The 24080-nt window shown below is 43.3% G+C and carries 29 protein-coding genes, 1 pseudogene and 1 riboswitch; of the genes and pseudogenes, 9 read left to right on the forward strand and 21 right to left on the reverse strand.

What is annotated here, in order from left to right:
- Position 1: 1 nt before the first annotated feature.
- From ACNAZ4_RS16970 to pdxR, 4 genes are all read right to left on the reverse strand, one after another.
- Positions 2–808, reverse strand: a complete 807-nt coding sequence (locus tag ACNAZ4_RS16970; protein ID WP_415816486.1) for a pyruvate, water dikinase regulatory protein — start codon at positions 806–808, stop codon at positions 2–4.
- A gap of 20 nt (positions 809–828) precedes the next feature.
- Positions 829–1476, reverse strand: coding sequence for a helix-turn-helix transcriptional regulator (locus ACNAZ4_RS16975; protein ID WP_415816249.1), 648 nt, complete (start codon positions 1474–1476; stop codon positions 829–831).
- A 271-nt stretch (positions 1477–1747) separates the two neighbouring features.
- Positions 1748–2503 (reverse strand): exodeoxyribonuclease III, encoded by a 756-nt coding sequence (locus tag ACNAZ4_RS16980; RefSeq protein WP_415816251.1) that lies wholly within the window; start codon positions 2501–2503, stop codon positions 1748–1750.
- A 55-nt stretch (positions 2504–2558) separates the two neighbouring features.
- Positions 2559–3968: a MocR-like pyridoxine biosynthesis transcription factor PdxR gene (pdxR, locus tag ACNAZ4_RS16985; protein ID WP_415816253.1), complete on the reverse strand. Its 1410-nt coding sequence runs from the start codon at positions 3966–3968 to the stop codon at positions 2559–2561.
- A 135-nt stretch (positions 3969–4103) separates the two neighbouring features.
- On the opposite strand from pdxR, the gene ACNAZ4_RS16990 reads away from it, so the two are divergent.
- Positions 4104–4997: a DMT family transporter gene (locus ACNAZ4_RS16990; RefSeq protein ID WP_415816255.1), complete on the forward strand. Its 894-nt coding sequence runs from the start codon at positions 4104–4106 to the stop codon at positions 4995–4997.
- Here ACNAZ4_RS16990 and ACNAZ4_RS16995 read toward each other — a convergent pair.
- From ACNAZ4_RS16995 to ACNAZ4_RS17010, 4 genes are all read right to left on the reverse strand, one after another.
- Entirely contained in the window at positions 4980–6368 is a 1389-nt protein-coding gene (locus ACNAZ4_RS16995; protein WP_415816257.1) for an FAD-binding domain-containing protein, read from the reverse strand. The two genes, ACNAZ4_RS16990 and ACNAZ4_RS16995, sit on opposite strands and share 18 nt — an antisense overlap.
- A gap of 124 nt (positions 6369–6492) precedes the next feature.
- Positions 6493–7362 (reverse strand): DUF3307 domain-containing protein, encoded by an 870-nt coding sequence (locus ACNAZ4_RS17000; protein WP_415816259.1) that lies wholly within the window; start codon positions 7360–7362, stop codon positions 6493–6495.
- Between the two features lie 22 nt (positions 7363–7384).
- Entirely contained in the window at positions 7385–8128 is a 744-nt protein-coding gene (locus tag ACNAZ4_RS17005) for a hypothetical protein (protein ID WP_415816261.1), read from the reverse strand.
- Positions 8129–8311: 183 nt separating this feature from the next.
- On the reverse strand, positions 8312–8749 hold the full coding sequence (locus tag ACNAZ4_RS17010) for a peptidylprolyl isomerase (RefSeq protein ID WP_415816263.1): 438 nt from the start codon (positions 8747–8749) through the stop codon (positions 8312–8314).
- Between the two features lie 273 nt (positions 8750–9022).
- Between ACNAZ4_RS17010 and ACNAZ4_RS17015 the strand changes: the two genes are divergently transcribed.
- Both ACNAZ4_RS17015 and ACNAZ4_RS17020 read left to right on the forward strand, forming a co-directional pair.
- A complete protein-coding gene (locus ACNAZ4_RS17015) occupies positions 9023–9511 on the forward strand; it encodes a VanZ family protein (protein ID WP_415816265.1) in 489 nt (162 codons plus the stop codon).
- Positions 9501–9968, forward strand: a complete 468-nt coding sequence (locus ACNAZ4_RS17020) for a GNAT family N-acetyltransferase (protein ID WP_415816267.1) — start codon at positions 9501–9503, stop codon at positions 9966–9968. The genes ACNAZ4_RS17015 and ACNAZ4_RS17020 overlap by 11 nt, the downstream gene beginning before the upstream one ends.
- A gap of 188 nt (positions 9969–10156) precedes the next feature.
- Here the strand turns inward: ACNAZ4_RS17020 and mug are convergent, their stop codons facing one another.
- From mug to ACNAZ4_RS17050, 6 genes and pseudogenes are all read right to left on the reverse strand, one after another.
- On the reverse strand, positions 10157–10675 hold the full coding sequence (gene mug / locus ACNAZ4_RS17025; protein ID WP_415816488.1) for a G/U mismatch-specific DNA glycosylase: 519 nt from the start codon (positions 10673–10675) through the stop codon (positions 10157–10159).
- Between the two features lie 42 nt (positions 10676–10717).
- Positions 10718–10963, reverse strand: coding sequence for a hypothetical protein (locus ACNAZ4_RS17030; protein ID WP_415816269.1), 246 nt, complete (start codon positions 10961–10963; stop codon positions 10718–10720).
- Between the two features lie 119 nt (positions 10964–11082).
- Complete coding sequence (fdhD, locus tag ACNAZ4_RS17035; RefSeq protein ID WP_415816490.1) at positions 11083–11904, reverse strand: formate dehydrogenase accessory sulfurtransferase FdhD; 822 nt, start codon at positions 11902–11904, stop codon at positions 11083–11085.
- Positions 11905–12016: 112 nt separating this feature from the next.
- Positions 12017–12571, reverse strand: coding sequence for a helical membrane plugin domain-containing protein (locus ACNAZ4_RS17040; protein ID WP_415816271.1), 555 nt, complete (start codon positions 12569–12571; stop codon positions 12017–12019).
- A pseudogene (gene fdhF, locus ACNAZ4_RS17045) lies at positions 12564–15522 on the reverse strand (formate dehydrogenase subunit alpha). Before fdhF ends, ACNAZ4_RS17040 begins: the two are co-directional and overlap by 8 nt.
- Positions 15523–15708: 186 nt before the next feature.
- The gene (locus ACNAZ4_RS17050; protein WP_415816273.1) at positions 15709–16131 is read right to left on the reverse strand and encodes a hypothetical protein; all 423 of its coding nucleotides are present in this window, start codon (positions 16129–16131) and stop codon (positions 15709–15711) included.
- A gap of 179 nt (positions 16132–16310) precedes the next feature.
- Between ACNAZ4_RS17050 and ACNAZ4_RS17055 the strand changes: the two genes are divergently transcribed.
- Positions 16311–16460 (forward strand): hypothetical protein, encoded by a 150-nt coding sequence (locus ACNAZ4_RS17055; RefSeq protein WP_415816275.1) that lies wholly within the window; start codon positions 16311–16313, stop codon positions 16458–16460.
- A gap of 97 nt (positions 16461–16557) precedes the next feature.
- Here ACNAZ4_RS17055 and ACNAZ4_RS17060 read toward each other — a convergent pair whose 3' ends face one another.
- Both ACNAZ4_RS17060 and ACNAZ4_RS17065 read right to left on the reverse strand, forming a co-directional pair.
- Positions 16558–16800, reverse strand: a complete 243-nt coding sequence (locus ACNAZ4_RS17060) for a hypothetical protein (protein WP_415816277.1) — start codon at positions 16798–16800, stop codon at positions 16558–16560.
- 125 nt (positions 16801–16925) lie between these two features.
- Complete coding sequence (locus ACNAZ4_RS17065) at positions 16926–17114, reverse strand: hypothetical protein (protein WP_415816279.1); 189 nt, start codon at positions 17112–17114, stop codon at positions 16926–16928.
- A gap of 251 nt (positions 17115–17365) precedes the next feature.
- Between ACNAZ4_RS17065 and ACNAZ4_RS17070 the strand changes: the two genes are divergently transcribed.
- The 3 genes from ACNAZ4_RS17070 (at position 17366) to ACNAZ4_RS17080 (ending at position 18998) form a co-directional block, all read left to right on the forward strand.
- Complete coding sequence (locus ACNAZ4_RS17070; RefSeq protein ID WP_415816281.1) at positions 17366–17614, forward strand: hypothetical protein; 249 nt, start codon at positions 17366–17368, stop codon at positions 17612–17614.
- Between the two features lie 70 nt (positions 17615–17684).
- A riboswitch (TPP riboswitch) is annotated at positions 17685–17783 on the forward strand.
- 50 nt (positions 17784–17833) lie between these two features.
- A complete protein-coding gene (locus tag ACNAZ4_RS17075) occupies positions 17834–18232 on the forward strand; it encodes an ATP-binding cassette domain-containing protein (RefSeq protein WP_415816283.1) in 399 nt (132 codons plus the stop codon).
- On the forward strand, positions 18222–18998 hold the full coding sequence (locus ACNAZ4_RS17080) for an energy-coupling factor transporter transmembrane component T family protein (protein WP_415816285.1): 777 nt from the start codon (positions 18222–18224) through the stop codon (positions 18996–18998). The genes ACNAZ4_RS17075 and ACNAZ4_RS17080 overlap by 11 nt, the downstream gene beginning before the upstream one ends.
- 44 nt (positions 18999–19042) lie before the next feature.
- Here ACNAZ4_RS17080 and ACNAZ4_RS17085 read toward each other — a convergent pair whose 3' ends face one another.
- The 4 genes from ACNAZ4_RS17085 to ACNAZ4_RS17100 all read right to left on the reverse strand — a co-directional run bounded on the left by ACNAZ4_RS17085 (position 19043) and on the right by ACNAZ4_RS17100 (position 22499).
- Positions 19043–19975, reverse strand: a complete 933-nt coding sequence (locus ACNAZ4_RS17085) for a c-type cytochrome (RefSeq protein WP_415816287.1) — start codon at positions 19973–19975, stop codon at positions 19043–19045.
- 142 nt (positions 19976–20117) lie between these two features.
- On the reverse strand, positions 20118–20546 hold the full coding sequence (locus ACNAZ4_RS17090; RefSeq protein WP_415816289.1) for a ferritin-like domain-containing protein: 429 nt from the start codon (positions 20544–20546) through the stop codon (positions 20118–20120).
- Positions 20547–20607: 61 nt separating this feature from the next.
- Positions 20608–21201, reverse strand: a complete 594-nt coding sequence (locus ACNAZ4_RS17095; protein ID WP_415816291.1) for a class I SAM-dependent methyltransferase — start codon at positions 21199–21201, stop codon at positions 20608–20610.
- A gap of 164 nt (positions 21202–21365) precedes the next feature.
- Positions 21366–22499: a zinc-dependent alcohol dehydrogenase gene (locus ACNAZ4_RS17100; protein WP_415816293.1), complete on the reverse strand. Its 1134-nt coding sequence runs from the start codon at positions 22497–22499 to the stop codon at positions 21366–21368.
- 142 nt (positions 22500–22641) lie between these two features.
- On the opposite strand from ACNAZ4_RS17100, the gene ACNAZ4_RS17105 reads away from it, so the two are divergent.
- Together ACNAZ4_RS17105 and ACNAZ4_RS17110 are read left to right on the forward strand one after the other, a co-directional pair.
- Positions 22642–22848: a hypothetical protein gene (locus ACNAZ4_RS17105; RefSeq protein WP_415816295.1), complete on the forward strand. Its 207-nt coding sequence runs from the start codon at positions 22642–22644 to the stop codon at positions 22846–22848.
- A gap of 3 nt (positions 22849–22851) precedes the next feature.
- Positions 22852–23103: a sigma-G-dependent sporulation-specific acid-soluble spore protein CsgA gene (locus ACNAZ4_RS17110; protein WP_415816297.1), complete on the forward strand. Its 252-nt coding sequence runs from the start codon at positions 22852–22854 to the stop codon at positions 23101–23103.
- Positions 23104–23177: 74 nt separating this feature from the next.
- Here ACNAZ4_RS17110 and ACNAZ4_RS17115 read toward each other — a convergent pair whose 3' ends face one another.
- The gene (locus tag ACNAZ4_RS17115) at positions 23178–24041 is read right to left on the reverse strand and encodes a YihY/virulence factor BrkB family protein (protein ID WP_415816299.1); all 864 of its coding nucleotides are present in this window, start codon (positions 24039–24041) and stop codon (positions 23178–23180) included.
- Positions 24042–24080: the final 39 nt, after the last annotated feature.

The following is a 24080-nucleotide window of genomic DNA, read 5'->3' on the forward strand; positions in this document are numbered from 1 at the left end:
CTTAACTCCTCTCACTTTTTAGAATATCAAGTATCAGTCCTGCAGTTTCTTCTATAGCCTTATTGGAAACATTGATGACCGGGCAGCCAACACGTTTCATGATTTTTTCAGCATAATCCAGTTCCTCGAGAATTCGCTCGTAGCTGGCATAATTCGCCCTGGATCCAAGACCAAGCGCCTTCAGCCTTTCCGTCCTGATTTCATTCAGCTTATCTGGTGAAATGATCAGGCCTACACATTTGCTTCTGGGAATCTGGAACAATTCATCCGGCGGTTTGACCTCCGGCACAATCGGTACATTTGCAACTTTGTAGCGCTTGTGGGCCAGATACATTGACAATGGAGTTTTCGATGTTCGGGAAACACCGACCAGAACAATGTCTGCCCTTAAAATCCCGCGCGGATCCCGACCATCATCGTACTTAACGGCAAATTCGATGGCTTCGATCTTGCGGAAATATTCATCATCCAATTTCCTCATCATCCCGGGGCGGTGGTTCGGTTCTTTGTTGAATTTCTTTTCAAAGGCGTTCATAAGTGGATTCAACAGGTCAACTGCGTGAATCCCTTCCTCCTTTGCCCTCAGGTCCAGATAGGCTTTCAGGGCAGGTACAACAATTGTATACGCGATGATGGACTGTCCTTGCCGGGCCATCATAAGGATGTCCTCTATGTCTTCCTCATCTTCAACATATGAATTCCTTTTTATATCAACCTGCCCGCCGTTAAACTGTGTTGCCACTGCTTTAACTACAAATTCTGCTGTTTCCCCGACTGAGTCGGATACCACATAGACAACTTCCCTCATATCCAAAGTGCGCTCACTTCCTAGACAGATTTTTGCTCTGCGATTTCTAAATATACCTTGGTAATCGTTGTTTTGGTTATTCGTCCGATGACCTCATATGAATCGGGGTTACTGCTGAGTTCGCGTACGACAGGGAGAGAATCGATTCTATTCGTAACCAGTTTCCTGGCAGCCTGTAGCAGCGTTTCATCGGGATTTACCGTAATGATATTAGGCATCCTGGTCATGATGACGCTTACAGGAAGGTCCTCAAGGTTCTTGTTTCCAATCGCTGCCCTCAGCAAATCCTTTCTGGAAATGACTCCAGCCAGGCATCCTTCTGAATCAACAGCATACAAAGTGCCGACATCCTCCAGGAACATCTGGACGATGGCATCATATACTGAGGAAGATTTCTGCACCACAATTGGATGGCCTTTATAATCCTTCACCTTCAAATTCATTACCTCTGTCGGTTCGAAAGGCCTCTGTTTATCCTTATTGAAAAAATATCCCACTCTCGGCCGTGCTTCGAGACTGCCTGCCATTGTCAGGATCGCAAGGTCGGGACGGAGGGTTGCCCGTGTCAGCTTCAGCTTCTCGGCAATCTGTTCCCCTGTAATCGGGCCATCCTCTTTGACAATCTGAACAATTTCCTCCTGCCGTTTTGTAAGTTTGATAGAACTCACCACCATCGTACCCCCAATAATAATTATGTAACATTATCAAGGAATTTTTAAATGTGTTACACTCATTCACTTATAGTATATAACATTTGTTAAAAAATCAAAAGAAAAGGTTTTGTTTTTTCTAGATTTCTTTTAAAATACCGTTTCCACAGGGTAATCCTTCATTTCAGAGCTGTAATTATGTCATACTTTTTATCATTCAACTTGCAAAACCTTGCTTTTTCCATACAAATAAATCCCCTGGAACACCATCCAGGGGATTCAACAAACCTTATATGTCCAATTCCAATGTCACAGGACAGTGGTCGCTGCCCATGACAAAACATTCTGCACCTGCTTGATGAATGGCAGGTGCCAATTTTTCTGAAACAATGAAGTAATCAATGCGCCAGCCTATATTCCTTTCTCGCACCTTGCTCATATAAGACCACCAGGTGTAAACATCCCTGGCATCGGGATAGAGATACCGAAAAGAATCAACAAAACCACTGTTCAGCAGTTGAGTCATCTTCCCACGTTCCTCGTCGGTAAATCCGGAATTCCCGCGATTCGATTTTGGGTTTTTCAGGTCGTGGTCATTGTGTGCGACATTCAGGTCCCCGGTCAGGACAACTGGCTTATCCTTTTCTAATTCGAGCATATAATCCCTAAGCTTGTCTTCCCATGATAATCGATAGCCTAGGCGGGCAAGATCCCGTTGAGAGTTCGGTGTATAAACGTTGATAAGATAAAACTGATCAAACTCGATAGTGATCGCTCTTCCCTCATGATCATGTTCGGCTGATTGTATTCCGTATTTCACTGAAATGGGCTCCTGTCTGGTAAAAACAGCTGTACCAGAATACCCTTTCTTTTCAGCATAGTTCCAGAACTGGTGGTACCCTCCCATTTCCAGGCTTATTTGGCCTTCCTGCAGTTTCGTTTCCTGAATACAAAACACATCCGCGTCAGCTTCCTGAAAAAAATCCAAAAAACCTTTCCGGGCACAAGCCCTGATGCCGTTAACGTTCCATGATACTAATTTCATTGTCTTATCTCCTTGATTATATATCTGTGATGACGAAAACTTGTATTCTCCTATTCTAACAGTCTTCGATCAGCGATTCTAATACTGCGATTCCCTTAACAATATCTTCAACCTGAGCATTGGCAAAAGAAAGTCGGAAATGAGGGCTTTTTTGGTTCGAATAAATCCTGCCGGGATTGATCAGCACCCCTCTTGCAAGTGCCTTACGATACAAGTCTGCCATAGAAATTTCCTGTTTCATTTTCACCCACACGAAAAAACCTCCTGCAGGCTGTTGCCATTCACCATATCTGCTCAAATGCTGATCCAATGCCTGCAATGCAGCGTTCCTGCGAACTTTCAATTCCTTTCTGACTGCTGAGATATGCTCCTCGTATAGCCCGCTTGATAGCCATTCTGCCGCCGCTCTTTGAGAAATGGAACTTGTTCCGTAGTCGGTTTGCATTTTCAAGTCTGCCAGACGATCAATGACAGCTTCCGGCCCGACAATCCACCCGATTCTAAGTCCAGGATTAAGGCTCTTTGACAAGCTGCCTAGGTACAGAACATTTCCATGCTTATCAAGGGACTTAATCGGCCTGGGCGGTGGACTGTCAATCCATAAATCACCGTACACATCGTCTTCGATTATCGGGATTTGTGCCCTTTCTGCCAGGTTCAAAAGCTCTTGCCTTCTTTTTTCACCCATCAATGCTCCAGTTGGATTATGGAAGGTTGGATGACAATAAAGTACAGAGTTCTTGGTTTGATGGATCCCTTCTATTTTGGCAGGATTGATGCCCTCCTGGTCAATCGGGATCCCCTGAAGCTTCATGCCTGCGGATTGAAATGTCGATAAAGAGTTCACATAGGATGGATTTTCAAGAAACACTGTCGACCCCCTATCCAGAAGACCTATTGAAATAAGGTGGAGTGCCTGCAAAGCACCGGATACAACAAGGATTGAAGACGAAGAAATATTGATCCCTTTCCGGCTAAGATATCTGGCAATTTCTTCTCTTAATTGGGGATTCCCTTTTGGTTCCTCGTAGCCAAAAGGTTCAAGATTCTTACCTACTTTTGTAATCACAACTCTCATCTCTTCAAGAGGGAACAAATCCCTCGAGAGCTCCCCTTTGCTAAGCTGTATCAAATCCTCATTGGATTCAGCCTGATTGATTGCTTGAACGGTGGGCATGCTTGCCTGATGTGTTCCACGGCCCACCTGTTCATTCCAATTCAATGGAGGTTCTGACCGCATGAGTGTCCAGGTGTTGTTGACAACAATTGTTCCCATCCCAGTTCTCCCTTCAATCAAGCCATCAGCGGCTAATTCTTCCAGCGCGGTCACAATCGTACTCCTGTTCACTCCGAATTGACTGGCGAGAGCGCGCTGGCTCGGCAGCCTGCTGCCAACCGGCCAAGTACCATTCGTAATCTGTTCCTTTATGTAATCGATAATCTGCTTGTACTTCAATGCTTTCATAACAGGCTCCATTCAGAATTGGTTGGTTTAAATATACCCCTATTGGTTGGATACATTTTATCAAGACCCAGCTATATTTAAAAGACATAAGAATTCAAAGGATTAAATTGGATGGTTTTTATTGAGGTGGAGGATATGAAAGTCAAACTGACAGTTGCACATTTGCTCGTGATCATATTATGGGGTTCGGCATTTGCGGGTATAAGACATGGGCTGGAGGGATACTCTGCTGAGCTCTTATCTTTTTTTCGGCTTTTGGTAGGATCCATCACTCTTGTCTGCTATGCAGCCATTACAAAAATGAGGCTTCCTGAGGTAAGGGATTTGCCTGTCATCTTCCTGTTTGGATTCCTTGGGTTTGCAGTCTACCAAACAGCGCTGAATTTCGGCGAACAAACGGTCAGTGCAGGCGCAGCCAGTTTGCTAGTATCTACATCGCCTGTTTTCATCGGGCTATTAGGGAGGGTTTTCTTCTATGAACGTGCCGGAAAAAGATACTGGACTGGCGCAGCCATCAGCATGGCAGGAATCGCGCTTATTTCCATCGGTTCCGGCGGAGGGCTCGAATTAGGAATCGGCGTGATGCTGATTTTACTTGCTTCATTTTCAGAATCAATATATTTCGTCTTCCAAAAAAAATATCTGGACAAATATGGTCCACTTCCATTTACTGCATATACGATTTGGAGCGCGACTATCATCATGGGATTCTTTGCTTCCGACTTATCAGATCAGATCGCTTCAGCTTCCGCTGGAGCAACGATTAGCGCAGTCTATCTTGGAGTTTTCCCGACCGTACTAGCCTATTTCGCCTTAGCATATATAACCGCAAACTCAGGTGCGTCAGAAGCGGCCAGTTCTCTATATCTTACACCTGCCGCCTCATTCCTTATTGCCTGGTTCTGGCTGGGAGAAGTACCGACCTTTTTGACGATTGCAGGCGGAATGATAACTCTTGTAGGCGTTTCCCTGACCTACCTGAAAAAATGGGACAATGTGCCAGAATCCTTTTCAGATATCAAAGGATAGCTGTCCTGTTTCATCTCCACCGTTTTTTCCGGAGGATTCATCTTTTTTTGTTAGACTCTTGAATCTTTGTCCTGCCAGCTTATTTGCTTTTATGACATCAATAATCGGCGGGGGATAGCCCAATTGATAAAAAGCAGGATAAAGCCATGGTTCATGAACATACTCAACCGGGACTTTTTCCAATTCAGTGACATATCGACGAATGAATGTCCCATCCGGATCGATTTGCTTACCGACTTTTATCGGATTTATGATTTTCACCTTTTTCATCCTCAGGCCAGTAATTTGCTGGACATAAAAATCATGTAATGCAGGGTCGTAATCGAGATATAATTGCGCTAGCGCATCCGAAGGCTTCTGCCCATCCAGCATTAAAGTATTGGCAATAAATGAAGTCACCATTTCCCTTAACGAGTAGTTCATCCAGCCTGTTTTAACCAGGCTTCTCATTGCCGCGTCGATTACAGGAACTCCTGTCCTTCCCTCTAACCAGCGCTGGAACCACTCTTCATTCCATTCGTTTTTGATCTTGGAAACCTCGGTATCCTGTTTGTGTTCCGGTTGATTGCAGGTGGTCCTCACCCTGGCAGTTATTTTTGACAAGAATGCTTCCAGCTGGAGTTTTTCATCATCGTTTTCGCATGATTGAAGTTTTTCGGTTGTCCTCTGAAAGATCGTCCTGACCGAGATATTCCCCCAGGCAATATAAGCGGAAAGCCTTGAAGAAGAGAATGAGGATGGCAAGGGCTTCTGCTGGTTTTCAACATAGTTTGCATATCTTTCCTCGAGAAAGGAATCAAGTGTCTCAATCGCTCTTGATTCCCCTCCCTGCTGGCCAAAACGAATTTTCTTGCCTTTTACGCGGAATTGATGGATTTTTTTCATATCAGTGAACAGAATCGATGGCGTTTCTTTCGGAACAAAGATCTTGGCTGGCGCTTCGGCACATGGCTCGTCTCTATATGACTGAAACTGCTTATTAAAAGCTTTGGCTGACACCTGATCAAATTCAGCACCGTAAATAAACAGCCGCTGTTGGTTCTCTTCCGTCCATCCTGTCAGCTTCTCTAAAAGCCCTGAACTCCGATGAATAAAGACATTCATTGAATCATAAGCTTCCAGCAGCTTTTCGAGTACTATTTCCACTTCATTTATGGAATAAAACAGCCTTCCACCCTTCCCTTGGATTTGATCAGAGAGGTCTTCAAGACTCTCAATCACAAATTGAAAATGCCGTGCCGAATACGCAGGTGCCTCCCATTGTGATGGTTCAATTATATAAAGCGGCAAGATTTCGCCCATTTTTGCAGCTTCTGCCATCGGTTGATGGTCAAAAATACGTAAATCTCTATCAAAAAGGATGATGTTCATTCCTATCACTCCGTTAATCTAATTACACCCCAATACAGCTGAAACAAGCACTATTGACTGTTCACGAACTGCCTCTACCAAGGTGGTGCTGATTTAACTCACAGCTATTCGCGAGCTGTCCCTTTTAATGGATTAATTCCCTGAGGAGAATCCCGAACAGGATGCCAAGGAACATGGATGTGAGTGTGCCGAGCAAGAAATATTCCGCCCAGTCCCTGTCATCCATTTGCTTGAAGCGCGCGATTGATTTCGCCGTCACAATGAAGGCGATTGCCGGATAAGAACCATAATAAGTTAGAAGGATAACAAGCAGCCTCTCGATATAGCCGATCAGTTTTCCGCGGGAAAGATCGTGTTTATTAAAAATCATGTAGCTGTATTGCTCAGAGAGTCCGCTGTTCCCTGTATTCTCAGGATACGTGGTGCCAGTAATTTCATTTTTAAAAGTATACTTCCCTTCGAATGTCAGCAGCTGACCGGGCAGTGAGCCAAGCAGTATCCTTATGATATGCCCACTGACAGTTGTACCCAAAATCAAAATGATCAGGATAACAAGCGTGGTTGAGACAGCATCCAATTGCCGGCCTTCCGTGAAAAGAAGCTCTATGAATCTCTTAACATTCAAAAATAGGGATTCCCCGTAAAACAATTGCATCGCAACCAACAGCATGGTGAAATGAAGCAGCTGATCGAGAATGAAAAACCATAGTTTATTGAGATGCTCTCGTGCTGCATATTGATCAATGAGTTTGATCTTTGACAAGTCAATGATCAAATGAGTAAAAGTAATGAATAGGGCAGGCCAGATAACGGTCATGGATGGATCATTTTCCTGATGAAAAAGGAACCAGCCTGCTCCCAGGATAAAAGTGTTCACCAATAAATGATGGAGTATATGCCTTTGCAAACTCCTAAGTTTGTCCTCTACCATTCGATCTGTCTGCAGGTAAAAGTCCGCTAATAAATGTGCGATGATCAGACTCAATAACAGCATGTCCCTCTCCTTTCCCCAGAACCTAGAGACTGAAAACTTCACTCACCTTGCCTTTAATGTCATTTTCAATAGTCGTTTTCATATCGTTCTCCTGATGGAGCATAATGTCCGGGAATGTTTTAGCCTCAAGGGAGTCCAAAACGCCGACGATTTCACGGAAACTTTGAAGAATTTGTTCGCTATGCCCCTTCTTGAAATGACTGTAAACAGTAGGAGCTGATCGGCCAAGTAGATCTGCGACGGCATTCTGCTTGCCGAAAATAAGGTACAGCGAACAAACCAGGCGTTGTATGTCAGTCTGCTGGGTGCTCAATACATGCTGAAGGCTCAGCATGCCATTCATCATAACCAGAAACTCTGGCTCAATATCAAAACTTTGGAAACGGAATGATTCTCTGTCTTTTTGTTTTTTTAGATAGTCATTGGCTTCTCTCGCCTGTTTCACCAGAGGGTGAATCCATTTTTCAATATCAATTGTATCTATGCTTTTCTCTGTGCTGCCAAAGGATAGTCCATAATAAGGAGTGTTCCGCCTATATTTCCAGATTCTGCTTATATAAAAAGCGATGATGAAAGCAGTTGAATATCCTTCTGCCAGGACAATCAGTTCATCACCTGCCCTGTGTCTTACCTGAACAAGTCCAGATTGACCATCCCAGCTCTTAATCATTGACTCAAGCTTACTCAAATAGCTGCTCAATGCCTCTCCATTTCCTTTAGATGAAGAGTCGGAAACATCCATTATAAATACAGAAACAGGTCGCATTGCCATTCCACCTAACACGAAATTAGATTAATTAATCTAATTTTAAACAGATTAGATAATACAGTCAAATATAGAGAATATTAGCCTGAAATTAATTTCTTTTCTCAATTTTAACAAGAGCATACGTTCGTATCAATAGGTATTTGAGTATAAAAAAAAGAGCCCGGGGGCTCTTTCTATAGCTTATTCTTCTGTAACTACTACTTTTTCCATTACGTCACCATTGCTCATCGCTTTGGCAGCTTCAAGGTTGGAAGTCACTTTTCCAAAAACAGTGTGGACACCGTTTAAGTGCGGCTGTGATTCATGTACGATGAAGAACTGGCTTCCGCCTGTATCTTTACCTGCATGTGCCATTGAAAGTGAACCCGGTACGTGCTTGTGTGGATTGCCTTCTGTTTCACATTTGATTGTATAACCTGGCCCGCCAGTTCCTGTTCCGGTAGGGCATCCTCCCTGACTTACAAAGCCAGGAATGACACGGTGGAATGTCAATCCATTATAAAAGCCTTCGTTTGCAAGCTTTTCAAAGTTCGCAACTGTTCCAGGTGCTTCGTTTGGATATAGTTCGAATTCGATTTTTTCACCATTTTGCATTTGTATGTATCCTGTTTTTGCCATGAAAATCATCTCCTTAATGTAAAATCATTGTTATCATACCATTATTCGTTTTAAAAATAAAAGTATCACCCTTCAAAGTGTATTTTTACTGTATGTATGTGTTAAAATATAATTGCCTCTGCCGGACATTCGCTTGTTGCGGGACACTTAACCACTGTACGGACGGCAGGGGCCCTGCTTTGCAGGCACACCGCAATAATTCGTTAAGCCTTGCCGTGGTAAGGTTTTTTATTTTGAACATACTAAATAAAGATTGAAATATTAGGAGAGTACATGATTAATCAAATAGATTCCAAGTACAAAAAATGGATATCAGTCATATCTTACGCTCTTTTCATACTATACGTCATCATTGCTGCAGTTTTATTATTCCTCAGTCCCTACAGGCAGGCAGCATACGAGCTTAACACAGTTGGATCAAATCCCTATAACATCATTCCATTCAAAACGATTACAGACTATGTCAAAGCGTCCTCCCATATCAATCAAAGCATCTGGATTTCCAATCTGTTTGGCAATATACTGGCATTCCTTCCATTGGGCATCTTCCTACCATGGCTATATGAGCGATTCTGTGGATTCTGGAGGACTACAGGAACCGTCCTTCTCGCAACGTCTCTGGTCGAAAGTCTCCAGTTTCTAACCAGGGTCGGCAGCTTCGATATCGATGATATCATCCTTAACACACTGGGCGGGGCAATAGGTTACCTGTTAATCCGAATTACTTACCAGTTTATTAGGGGGAAAAAAAGTGAAAATTAGGGTGCTGACACCTGACGAACAGCCTCCCTGGAATCTGCTGCTTCTGGCAGATCCTTCAAAGGATATGGCATCTCGCTATCTAAATGAAGGTTTGTGTTATGTCGCTGTATCGGATTGCGGTGAGACCCTGGGAGTAATCGTGCTGCTTCCTATCGGTGGACGCAACATGGAAATAAAAAACCTGGCAGTTGCCGAAGCAGCCCAAGGAAAAGGTATCGGCAAAAGCCTTATAGCACACGGAATTCAAGTGGTCAGGAATGAGGGATTTCAAAGGCTCGAAATCGGCACAGGCAATTCCAGCATAAGCCAGCTGGCGCTATACCAGAAAGCCGGCTTTAGGATCACCGGGATCATCCACGACTTTTTCTTGAATAATTACCCTGAACCCATATATGAGAACGGAATCCAGTGTAGGGATATGATCAGATTAACGATGATTTTAAATGATGAAACCTAGGGATGGATTGGATTATAAAAGGATTTTCACTCTGGCAATTCTTATTGGTCAGCAATCATGTCCATTGGAGACCTCTTTTTCTTTTTTCTGGATTTTCCGGGCACCAATCAAGCCTATTGGTGACGTCTTTTTCTTTTCCTTGGATTTTTGGGTCACCAATCAGGCCTATTGGTGACCTCTGCGCTCATTCATTTTGTTTTTAATTGGTCGATCCACTTTGGCAATTGACTATATATCTCGACGATTTCATCCATTTTCATCCTGACCAGGCCACTTGATGATGGGGCCACGAAGTCGATTGTTCCTGCTACCACAGATTCGTCCTGCTTTCCCCATGGTATTTCTTTTTTTTCGCTGTATTGCTGATAGACTCCCTTGCCAACGAAGCAGACGAGTTTCGGACGATATTCCTCGATTTTCTTCCTGAGCTCCAGTTTTCCCTGCAGGTATTCATCTTTTGTAATTTCATCTGCTGCTTTGGTCGGCCTAGACACGATATTTGTCATGCCGTATCCCAGTTCCAAGAGATTGTGGTCCTCTGATGATTCATATTTTCTTGGCGTAATTCCGGCATCATGAAGAATTTTCCAAAACCTGTTATTTGGATTGGCATAATGATGCCCTGTTTCCGATGAGCGTATGCTTGGATTGAAACCGACAAAGACAATATCAAGATTTTTCCTTAAGTGGTCTGGTATAGGTTTCATTTGATTCATCCTCTCTCACCTTCATTCTATCTACCTGTACAATTACCAATATCGGGGAGGCAGCTCATTATTATTGCTGATATTCTTAAAAATCCTCAGATGGAACAGGAATTCGTCATAGAACATCGTTTCGGCATTTTCAAATGAATATGCATCTGCGAAGTGATCTAACAATTCGGCATCAATGCTGTCTTCAAGGCCACTGAGCCACATTTTGTAGCCATGCTGATCATAAATTGTAGAGAGGCCTGCCCATTCGAACATATCTTGTATGTCTTTTTCACCCATTCTATCACTCCTTCAGCTTTCACCTCCATTTTCCCATATTTTCACATCACTTATACCAAAGCTAAATACGGAGGATGCTTAAGCTTGCCAATGAGCGAAGGAATAAAGAAAAGCCAGGCTTATACCTGACTTTCTTTGACCCCGTATTTTACTTCTGCAATCCGTTCAGGGTGACTATAAACATTCATCGAACGGTTCCTGATAAAACCGATTGTGGTTATCCCGAGCTCATCTGCCAGCTTAAGGGCCAGCTCAGTTGGCGCGGATTTGGACAGCACGATCGGGCAGCCGATTTTCGCTACCTTCAGTAAAATTTCTGAGGAAATTCTGCCGCTGAAAACAATCACTTTATCGTGAATCGAGATATCATTCTTCAGGCAGTGCCCATAAATTTTATCGAGGGCATTGTGGCGGCCTATATCCATTCGTGATACGACAGGACCGAACAAACTGCAAAGAGACGCATTATGGACTCCTCCAGTATTTTGAAATAGTTCTGCGGATTCCTGCATCTCTTCCATCAGCCTGAAGCAGTCTTCAACCTCGAGCTCTGTCTCCACCGTGTGAAGTTTTTTAGCTGTCAGTGCATCTGTCGCGAATAAAAATCCAGACCTGCTCGCTCCGCAGCATGATGTTAAATAACGTTTGCCCTGCAGATTCTTATAAATGGAGTTGGATTTCGAGGTTTTCACATGGACGAATCCCTCTTTCTCCTGAATCCATAAATCTTCTATATCCGTATATTTTTTGATGATCCCTTCCGAAGCAAGATACCCTATGACCATTTCTTCAATATAATCCGGCGTGCAGACCATCGTGACAAGTTCTTCTCCATTCACTTTCACTGTGACAGTGTACTCTGTTACAATGCTGTCTTCCAATTTTTCGGCCTGGCCATTACCGAAACGTAGGATTTCACGTTTGACTTCGACTGGTTTCACAACAGCCATCCTCTCTTTATGGGTTTGCCTTACAGTCATATACTTTTAACCTATTAACTAAAAATCAAACCTGAAAAAGCAGGGGGCATATCAGAATGCCCCCTGCATCTTTTTATCGATCCTCCATCCTGCCATCCTGGCTCTGATGGAGATCTTGGTTTTCTGGAAGCTGTGTCGTCCTTTCCAGGCCTTCAGTCTTTTCACCCATGCCTTTAAGGAATTCAAAGAGCAATGACAATGCACGGTTGATTTCCGGATCCTTCAGAGAACGGACAATGTCAAAGTATCCGAGCTTGTCATCATCGCTTTCCCGGTATTCGGCCACTCTGGCAATACCGGAATTCAATTTTAACAAAAGCGGCTCGAGCTGCTGGACATTGATGGTTCCAAGAACTCCCACCATGAGCAATAGGTTTTTCAAAGTATTGGTAGCCTCAGGCTTATCCGCTGCTTTAACGAGGACGTTCAGGATCTTGTCTCCCTCGCTGAACAAGCCGTCAAGAAGCGAGAGAACGCCGCGATCATTCATATGTTTGATGATGTCTAATGACTGTAAAATCGAATCTTTATTATCAAGCAATGCCGTCTCAATTTCTTCAAGATCCATTTTTCTTTTTTGTTCCTCTGTCAGCTCGATCCGTTGTATATTGGTGATTGCTTTAGCCATGCTGGGTCCCCTCCTTTTTCACAAGATCTCCAGGGAAGACATAATCCGGACGTGCCCATTTCTTTTGTACCTGGACACCAATTTGCGGCTGAGGATTTCCGTAACGGAAATTGGTCCGCGGCAAAGGATTGGCTCCGTCCGATTGCAGGATTTCCAACTTCGCTTTCGTCTCCTTATATGCAGGAGTGTCCGTATCCTTGTCTGCATAGCTGCTTGTCAAAAGGTTGATAGCTGCATCGCCCTGGTCATTCATAGGAAGATAGACTTCCTTGCCTTGAACTCTGTCAGTGACCACACATCTGACCTTTAAATTGCCATATGGAGAGGTTAACCTGACCAGTGTTCCATCCTTCAAGCCTCTGTCTTCGGCAAGCTCTGGAGAAACCTCAAGGAAAGTGCCAGGGGTTTTGGAAGTTATCCCTTCAGATTTATAAGTCAGGTTGCCTTCGTGGAAATGCTCCAGTAAACGGCCATTGTTGACATGGATGTCATATTCTTCGCCAAACTGTACCGGAATGGACCATTTTACCGGATGAAGGCGTGCTTTTCCATCTGGGAACGGGAAACCATCCAAATACAGGACGGGACTGTCAGTGCCATCAGGCTGAACCGGCCATTGAAGGCTGTTGTAACCTTCCAGGCGTTCATAGCTGACGCCAGAGTAGATCGGCATAAGACTTGCCGCCTCCGCCATAATTTCACTTGGGTGCTCATAGGTCCATCCTGCTCCAAGGCGGTTTGCCACTTCAATCAGAATCTGCCAGTCCGGCTTGGAATCACCTGCTGGATCAAACACCTGGTATAAGCGCTGAATCCTGCGCTCTGTATTCGTAAACGTGCCTTCTTTTTCAAAACTAGGGCTTGCTGGCAGTACGATGTCAGCGAACTGTGCAGTCCTGGAGAAGAACACATCCTGTACAACAAAGAAATCAAGCTTTTCATAACCCGCTTGAACGTGGTTGATGTTAGAGTCCACAAGTCCCATCTCTTCGCCCTTAACGTAAAGGGCTTTAAGCGTTCCATCGTGCATCCCCTCAACCATGTCATGATTATTGATGCCTGGCTCTGCCGGGAGCTTCGTGCCCCATGCTTGTTCGAACTTCTGCCGCGCTGCGTCATCGTATACCTTCTGATACCCTGGCAAAGAGTCAGGTGCGCTGCCAAAATCTCCTGCTCCCTGCACATTATTGTGACCGCGCAGTGGGTAAGCACCGGTGCCAGGGCGACCGTAATTGCCTGTAATCAGCAACAAGTTTGAAATTGCTGTACTAGTGTCGCTTCCGCCAAGATGCTGAGTGACTCCCATTGCCCATAAAGCACAAACACTTTTTGCTTCATGGATCCTGGTCGCTATCTCAATCAAGGTTTCTTTAGATAGGCCTGTTGTTTTTTCTGCATATTCCAGAGTGAATCCTTCCAGGCTATCAACATACTCTGAAAGTCCATTAACTTTATTATTAATAAATTCTTCATCTGCCCATCCCTGGTCGATGATATATTTGGTTACTGCTGAAATCCAGACCAGGTCGCTTCCTGCTTTAGGCCTTACGAACATGTCCGCACGGTCTGCCATCTCATGCTCACGAAGATCAGCCACAATCAGTTTTTGACCATTAAGTTTTTGGGCACGTTTTACCCTTGTTGCCAGAACTGGGTGAGCCTCGGCTGTATTCGATCCGATGATGAGCACTAAATCAGCCATCGCGATATCCTTGATGGACCCCGCATCCCCTCCATGGCCTACCGTCCTGAACAATCCCACTGTAGCAGGGGTTTGGCAATATCTCGAGCAATTATCGACATTGTTTGTGCCGATCACTGACCTTGCCAGCTTTTGCATTAAATACGATTCCTCATTGGTACATTTGGATGATGTAATGAAGCCGAGGGAATCCGGACCATACTCATTCTTGATTTCCGTGAATTTCTTTGCCATCAGGTTCAGTGCTTCATCCCACTCAGCCTCCCTGAAACTGTCGCCTTCACGGATGAGCGGCTTTGTCAGGCGTTCTTCACTATTGACAAAATCCCAGCCGAATTTACCTTTTATACAAGTGGAAATACCATTAGCAGGTGCTTCCACCTGTGGCTCAACCTTTAGAATCTCGCGTCCCTTAGTCCATACATCGAAGCTGCAGCCCACTCCACAATAGGTGCAAACCGTCTTCGTTTTCTTGATTCTTGAATCACGCATCGCCGATTCCATATCTGAAATGGCAAGAATCGAACCATATCCCGTTTCGACTCCCTTGGTGATTTCAATCATTGGACGGAGTGTTTCTTTTGCAATTCCTGTCAGGAACCCTGCTTCGCCTTCCATTCCTTTTTCCATCATGGCATTACATGGACAAACAGTGGAACAATGTCCGCATGATACACAGGATGATTCATTGATTGCGACGTCGTTGTCCCATATGACCCTCGGTCGGTCGCGCTCCCAGTCAATTCTCAGGGTTTCGGTCACCTGGACATTCCTGGCAGGCTTCAACACATCTTCCGCATAAAATGCACTGGTCAGGATCATACCGATAAAAAGGATTGGATTCATCCTTCTCATAAGGTTTGTGGTCAAATGGGATGCTCTGATGATTGATTTTCATTTCTTTGACTGTGTTATGTATCTCACAGCCCCCATTGTTATAATCACAGACTGTACAATAGAGTTCATGGTTATAAAGGATTTTATCCATAGCCATGGTCTGTGCCTTCTTGACATCGGGCGCGACTGTGTCGATGACATCCCCGTCATTAAGGACAGTCGAACAAGATCTGACCATTTCTCCATTCACTTCTACGATACAAGTATCACATGTCTCGATTGGTCCCAGACTTGGATGGAAGCATACATTTGGAACTTCGATCGAGCTGTTCGAAAGGTATTGAAGGATTGTTTGATTTTCGTCAGCCGTCACTTCGGCACCATTGATTATTACGTTAATTTTGCCAGACAAAGCCTCATCTTCCTTTCTGTATATGAATCACTCCTTTTTTCCCTACCCTATTAGCAATAAACATTAACCATTTCCAGATTTTTTATAGGGAAGTTTTTCGCGTTGAACGTTGTTCTTGCACACAAAAAAGCCTTTTCCTGAAGAAAAGACTTTCGTTATCGTAAATATGCGTGGTCATGACGGCTCTTATAAAAATCTGCATGAATCCTGTTCTGCATCATCAAAGGCCATGACATAGACAGGGGATCCATCTGCCGTGGTTTCTCTTGTAAATCCGAAAGTATTCAATGCTTCGCAATCATCTGTTACTATGATTGCTGATGAATAGAGCAATGCCTGCAAATGGAATAACGACAGCTCCACTGCCTCACTAAGAGAATGAGTAATAGGGAATTTTTCCACTATAGATAGCCTGCCATGTATGCCGAAAGTTTCTTTGGCAAATTCGATTGCCGCTGACATCCTTTCCGATGTGGATAAAGCGCTGCTAATGATATCACTCCAATTATCATCGAAAACGCAAGCCAGCCATGATGATTCTTTAGAGGCAGACAAGAACTTAATTTTAAGGTATTGCTGGTGATCATCAAAATAATAAACTGCTTCCATTGGTCCTCACTCCTTTGCTCCTTTTGTGGTAGTCTTCCTCATCCTGTAATAGAAAATGAAAATTTCCGCATAAATATCATTACCGGGAAAATACTTTGAAAATGAAGCTATATCTGCATGATTTTTGCTGATAAGGGAAAGTAAACATGGAGAAGAATGAACTAAGGAGGAACTGACAAATGGAAAAAGAACGTGATAACCTGAATAAAATGGAATCCGGAAATGAACTTGAGCACAGCATGGTTTGCAATGACCAGCTTTTTTTCCAGGAATTAAGGATTGCCGCTGAAGATGCAGAACGTGACCGTTTTGAAGAAGGAGAAAAATAATAAAAAAAGAGAAAGGCAAGTCTGCCTTTCTCCGTCTTTATAAATCGCTGTTTTCTCACTGAAGGTTGCATTTCGATGGGAGTGTAATACACCCTTTTTAATTGATGAATCTGTCTCTTTCTGCAGCTTCTTCTTCCCGCTGAGCTTCACGGTCTTCATACCAAAATTTAATATGAGTCAAGATTGAGAAAACAAGGAAGAAATTCATTGTCCAGACACTGACAAATGGGGCAATCCCTCCAAAGTCAATCGCTTCATACTGTTTAAGGACCATGACAATATATGATTCAATGAACACAAGGACAAAGCCGGCTACACCTGCAATTGCCATACGCATCATAACCAATAACCACCTTATCGTTTATTATTCAGATTATTTAAATAATACGACTAATTATTGATTAGCGCAACTGTTTTGTTCATTATTTTGCCACATTTACTTATTGACAATTTGTCATACTTTTTTTATCTATTCAGCCTCTTTTGTTTGAGCATGATTTCATATGATTTTTCGATGATATCTGTCAAAACATCACCTTTGTAGATTCTGCCGATTTTTGTATTTTCTTGATAGTATTCTACAATTTCATCAAGTTTGTCCGAGGTTTCCCTGGAGACCCTGACGTTCAATTGAATCCTCTGGGCTTCATTCATAGAGCTGGCTTCCCTCCAAATTCTTATGACTCAAAAAATACCTATCTATCCATCTGCTAGCAATCTGATATTATGTAGATATATGTCGCTACTTATAATGCAACGCCCTCTATTTTAGCATATACCTCCTGTTTTAGACACCATGTAGTTCCAAGAATCCGTTTCTGCCCCATCTGCCAGGGGTATCTTATAAATAAATACATTTAACATTCACTACAAATAGGACTAGGATAAAAAAATGGAGATAGACTATGAAACTGACAAGATGGTCGTATACAAAAAGATATAATATCAAAGCATATTTTGATATCTTCCCGAACTCTGTTGTTGTGTTTCGCAAAATCAAGGATTATTATTTCGTTTATACAGTTAATTGGGGGATGAACGACCCTGTTGTCACTAAAAGCGCACTGGAGGAGATGGAATTGCTTCTGAACAGCGAAATGGGGACTTTGGATGGATACCGCCTTAGAAAAGCTTTTCCTCATGATTCAAAATGATTCGAAATTAACCATTTACAATTCTGAACATTTACTTTAAGATGATTTTGGAAACAACAACTGCATAGATTTTTTGCACTAGGGGAGCTTTTTGCTGAGAGGAACTTTGTTCTGACCCTTATTACTCGATCTGGATAATACCAGCGTGAGGAAGTGCGGGAGAAGCTCATCGTTCCATTTTTTTAAAGCGATAGCATTCGACTGCATCCAACACGCTGGATGCAGTTTTTTGTTTTCCTTGAACACAGCCACCCCTTTTCATTAAGCCAGGGACAAAAGCGGAGATTGAGTGTAGCAACGATGCTGGTCAACGGACAGGAAGTGATGATCCTTGACGAACCGACATTTGGCCAGGATGCCAATACAGCGATAGAACTGATCGAGCTCATTAAAAGGTCTCTTCCCGGAACCGGATGTATCATCATGATCACCCATGATATGGATATCATCGAGCAGCATGCTGATAAAGTATTGGTGATGGACGGCGGAAAGATGATATTTTACGAGTCTCCCCATCTGCTCTGGGAACGGACAGATCTTTTGGCCCAGGCGAACCTAAGGCTTCCGTTCATCAAAGAACTGGAGTTGTTAGCGGAAGGTAGTTATCTTGCTAAATAACATGAATCCCAGCTTGAAGGCTTTTAGCATTCTGGTCAGCATCGTCATCCTATCCGTGTTTTTTGATCCCGTCACTCCAATGATCAGTATTCTTTTAACGATAACCGTCACTTTTGTATTTGGCAAAGTCAGCTTTAAGAGATGGATTCTGCTATTCTCCCCTTTCGTTTTTATGGGGATCGTCTATGTCTGGTCATCCCTATTGTTTCCAAGAACTGCCCCTGGAGACACTCTAATCTTGCAATGGCATTTCATCTCTATCACTTCTGAGGGATTATTGCGAAGTTTTGCATTGGGACTGAGGATATTGAGTTTTGCATCGCTATCACTTTTATTTGTATTGACAACTAATCCAATCAGCTTTCTTCACAGCTTGATGCAGCAATGCAGGCTTTCGCCTAAAATCGCTTATTCAATCATGGCTGGTTATCAAATCCTGCCATTGATAAAAGAAGAGTTTGAGATTATCAGAAATGCACATCGTGTCCGAGGAGCCGGGAGATCAAGAACATTCATGGATAAATTCAGGCAAGTCAGGGAGTTTACCATACCTTTGCTGGCAAGCGGAATCAGAAAAGCGGAGAGAACTGCCACGGCGATGGAGTCAAAAGGTTTTACAGGTGAAAAAAACAGGGATTTTTATCATGTCATCACCATCACAAAAATAGACTGGCTGCTTTGCTGTTTGCTCGTCAGCATCGTATTCATCAGCGTGTATATTTCGTTCCTGCTCGGCTCTCTGAATTTTTATAATGGACAGCTATGAATAAACCCAGCACCTTCTTAAAGGCGCTGGGTTGGATTTTGTCCTTATTTCTTTATTGTAACCAGTTCTTCCCAATCAATTGTACCGTTTTTGACTTGCTCCCGTTTTTCTTTATTCATGATATCTGCTGGTCTGCCGCCCTTTGGCCAGTCTCCTTCATGTCCTTTGAACTCAGGTCTTTCGTGCGACAGGATGTACGACGCTACATCGATTGCCTGTTGGTCAGTCAATGTGCCTCCCTGTCCCTTAGGCATATTCTTCTGGACATATCCCGCCATTTTTGTCAGCCGCGACATTCCGGCTCCATCATTGAAGGAATTCTCACCCCAGACAGCAGGTCCCGTGTTAGAACCAGTTCCTCCTCCATCTGCTGCATGACAGGCAGCACATGATTGTGCATAAACCTTTTCACCATCCTCTACACTTGGTACAGGGAATTGTTTCGGCTCTTTTGCAGCTCTCCAGGGGATTTCCGCCCCTGATGGTACACCTTCAGACATATAATGCAAATAAGCGATCATCGCTCTCATTTCCTTACTGTCTTCAGGAATCATCTTTCCATTCATGCTGCGGATCATACAACCATTAATGCGATCTTCGAGTGTATACACATCTCCTTCACGGGGTCTGTACTCTGGATAGACAGCAGTGAGACCAATCATAGGTGCCTCATCCTTGACTGTGCCGCCGTTCGCATGGCAGCTTGCACAGGATAGGTTATTGCCTACGTATTCATCGGCAATTGTATTTGTTTCCATCATTAAGTCATATCCATATTTAATACTTTCACCCAGCGGCCCATCCGGCACATCGTCCAAGGTTGGCGGATTGAATTCAATTGTACTGCTTGCTGTCCCTTCAGACTGCTGCGGTGCTGTAGCTGTTTCAGCAGGGCTAAGATCCTGACTGATTTTCCAGCCGACAAATAAGGAACCAAAGATTAAAAAACCAATAATGATTGCGAGACTATTTTTCATAATAATTCCTCCCTATGTAGTATTTTCATTTCTGCAATTCATTTCCCATATACCCATCATAGTATAAAAAGCAGCATATTTTTCTATTAAATATGTAGAAATAGTGAATACTATAAAAATAGGAACTGGATTCCTCCAGCTCCTACTTCTCTTTACCATAAAAATAAAGGAACCACACCGCGTGGTTTTGCTCGTCATATGCTGCACGTCTGAAGACTTCTTTAATGACCGGGTCTGCAGCTTCATCGGCAATTTCATGATAGAAATCCGTTGTCACTTGTTCATCGTTAAAAGATGCCTCAAGTCCTTCAACATATGTTCTTGCACACTCTTCTGTCATCTCAAGCTTAGGCTGGTTTCCTGTTAGTGCGGAATAAATCTGAGAAATTTGTTGCAGATGCCTTTTTTCATCTTTCAGTATTTCGTTGATCCGCTGTTTCTGTACTTCATTCGGCGCCATTGCCGCTAGCCTGGCATAACACTTCGTGGCAGTGTATTCCCCATTAATGGCTTTGGTTATGTCACTGATTAATTTTTGATTTTGTCTGTAGTGATCAAAATAAGGATACATTCCGAACCTCCCCAAATTATTTGTAATAGTGTATGGGTAGGTTATTATCGGTGTGCCTGTATCAAACTTTTCCCTCGTATTCAACGAAGATTCCCTTGAAATATTTCTTTTCTTTTATCATCTCTATTCCTGACTCTCTCATGTAACGCCCGGTATCCCTATTCAGATGACAGCCATCACACAGGCGTTTCCATGCAGGAGTGAGGAAATCCTGGAGGGCGGCAAGAGACTTGGACTCTGTCCTTACATGCTCGAACAGAACAATCCTTCCTCCCTTTTTACAAACTCTTTTCATTTCATTGAATACCTGGTTGGGATCTTTTACTGAACATAAAACAAGAGTCGCGATGACTGTATCGAACTCTCCGTCCCTGAAAGGAAGGGACTCAGCCATGCCTTTATGGAATTCGACTTGCAAGCCATTCTCTTCAGCACGTTCTCTTGCTTGATCAAGCATATACGGATTTGGTTCAATTGATACAAGTCTGTCTACATTTCCCTTAGAGTAATAAGGGAAATTCGCTCCAGTACCTGAACCAATCTCAAGTATTTCCCCTTCAAGACCTGAAACAATTTTCCTTCTTACACGGGCTATCCACCTTTTCTCAAGCGGTCCCATTAAAGTGTCATAAACAGAAGCAAATAATTTTGCCACAATGAAAGCTCCTAACTGTTTTGTTTCTCTCATTATATAAAAAAACCACTCTTAATGGCGAATGCTTGCCCAGGTAAATCCTTAAGGAAATAAGATTTAGGTCGCCTTGATAAACTTACTGATGTAAAAAGACAGCCCTCATCAGGCTGCCTTTGAGATGTTCATCATGGTTTTAAAACAACTTTTATACAATCATCTTTCCGGTCGTTAAATATATCATACCCTTTCGCTGCATCTTCGAGAGGCATTTTGTGAGTAATGATATCAGTAGGGTCGAATTCCCCATTCACCACCATATCGAATAATTTTGGCATATAATGAATGACCGGGGCCTGTCCCATTTTCATCGTGATATTGCGTTCGAAAAAGCGGCCAAGCGGGAACATATTATACCTCAATCCATACACACCTGTAAGTTGAACGGTGCCAAATTTCCGGACTGCAGTGTGGGCAATCTCAAGTGCGGAAAGCGTACCGCCCTGCAGCTTCAATTTTTGTTCTACTTTTTCGACAACCGATTTTTTCCCGTCCATCCCAACACAATCGATGACGACATCCGCACCGCCATTCGTCAAATCCTGAAGGAATCTACCAGGATCATCCTCCTGTGTAAAGTCGAAAATTTCTACCTTGTTTGTTTTCTTGGCATGCATAAGCCTGTAACCAAGATGGTCAACTGCGATAACTCGTTTTGCCCCTTTCATCCAGGCAAATTTCTGAGTCATTAACCCAACAGGTCCACATCCGAGGACAATGACAGTATCCCCTTTCTTCACGCCTGCATGTTCGACACTCCACCAGGCAGTTGGGATCACATCCGATAAAAATAACAACGATTCATCTTCCAGTTCACAGGATTCAGGTACGACGAACGATGTGAAATCAGCATACGGTACCTTCAGATATTCTGCCTGTCCACCTGGATGATTGCCGTATTGTTCGGTGTATCCAAAATAAGCACCGGTATCTTTGTACTCGTTCGTATTATCACATTGACTTTCCATTTGGTTTTGACAGTAAAAACACTCACCGCATGAAACGTTGAACGGAATGACGACCCTGTCTCCCTTTTTCAAGTTCTGGACACCAGGCCCTACTTCTTCAACGATCCCCATTGGTTCATGACCTATGATATAGCCAGGCCGCAGTGGCATATTGCCCTGGTAAAGGTGAAGGTCGGATCCACAAATCGCCGTTGAAGTGATTTTCACGATCATGTCTTTTTCATGCTCAACTTTCGGTGCCTCTACATTTTTGACCTGGACATCTTTAGAACCCTGGTACGTAACTGCTTTCAATATTCGCCACCCCATTCCTATTTAATACATTTACAGAGTTCCCTATCGTTCTTCAGAAAAAACATGTTTGGAAGTTTTACCAATAATTAGCTCAATACATAAATGGCGAGGCATTAATGCAACTTAAAAAATGGAGGTGTTTATGAAAATGAAGCAGAAACAGACCGACAGCAAGAGCCTGCCAGACTTCAAAGAAATGTCAGACAGAGTCTTCGCCAACCCGGGTACCGGCCCTCAGCTGGTCATTAAGACAAACTTGGACCCGATCGATGTGACAGAGGAAAACCCTTATGTCCAATCTGATCAACCAACTGATCCCGAAGAATTTAGAAATTATTTCAAGGAGTAGATGATGGAAAAAACACAGGCGTACCTTCGTGAAATTGTATCCACTTATACAGAAACATATCCACTCAGCAGGAAGATCTGTCAAAGATTAGAAAACGGAAGTTACCCTTCGGAAGGGGCATTCGTTAAAGACCTGACAGCTGAGGAAATAGAATTTTTGAATAAGATCCTCCCGGAAGCGATTGAGTATGCGAATAATGAACAAGATGGAATACGCGCGAAGCAGCTAAACGAAGTATATGAGCTGCTTTATTGAAAATCCGTGCGGCTTCTCCTCATTTCATTGTAATTCAACACAAAAAAACAGCAGGATTGTGAATCCTGCTGTTTTTACCCGTTGGCTGAGGCTCGCTGTTCAACATCAATCGGAACCTCCCCCGTCTTGTCACGGTGGTAAATCGCATTGATTTCTCCGCCAAGCACAAGGGCCAATCCTGTCAGGAACAACCATAGCATTAAGACAATTACGCCACCCAGACTTCCATATGTGGCTGAGTAGTTGCCGAAATTGCTGACATAAAATGAAAATCCTAGAGAAATCAACTGCCAGACAATAGTAGCAAAAATTGCCCCAGGGAGGACATGCTTGAATGGATAATGCTTGTTTGGAGCGATTCGGTATAAACCAGTCAATACTGCCACCATTACGGCTATTCCAATTACCCACCTGATGACGTTGAAGATAATGTCATATGGTTCAGGAATTGGGATGATTGTTTGAACCGTATCAAGGATGACATTTCCGAACACCGGGAGCAATAAGGCTACTATGAATGCGAGAATCAGACCAATCGTAAGAAGGATCGAAACTAGCCTCGCCTTGATGAACGACCTCGTCTCCTCAACATCATAGGCAATATTCATTGCTTTCATAAATGCGTTCATACCGTTAGAAGCTGACCATATCGTCCCGATGATCCCAAATGTCAAAAGCCCGCCATTACGCTCACTTACAAGTTTCACGACATTATCTCTTAATAATTGCGCTGATTCTTCCGGCAATAACTGATTGATTACATTGATGGCCTTTTGGGGATCTATATTCAAATAGGGGACAATGGCAATCAACAAAATCAGCATTGGAAACAATGCCAGCATATAATAGTATGCCTGCTGGGCAGCAAGGCCTGTTGCCCGGTCTTTTTTCAGCTCTCCCAACAAACTTTTCCCGTAGTATTTAAATTTCTCTTTCACTGAAGGTACACCCCATTTCTACATGACAAGATGCTTGTC

The sequence above is a fragment of the Mesobacillus thioparans genome (assembly GCF_965138835.1).
Taxonomy (GTDB): domain Bacteria; phylum Bacillota; class Bacilli; order Bacillales; family Cytobacillaceae; genus Mesobacillus; species Mesobacillus thioparans.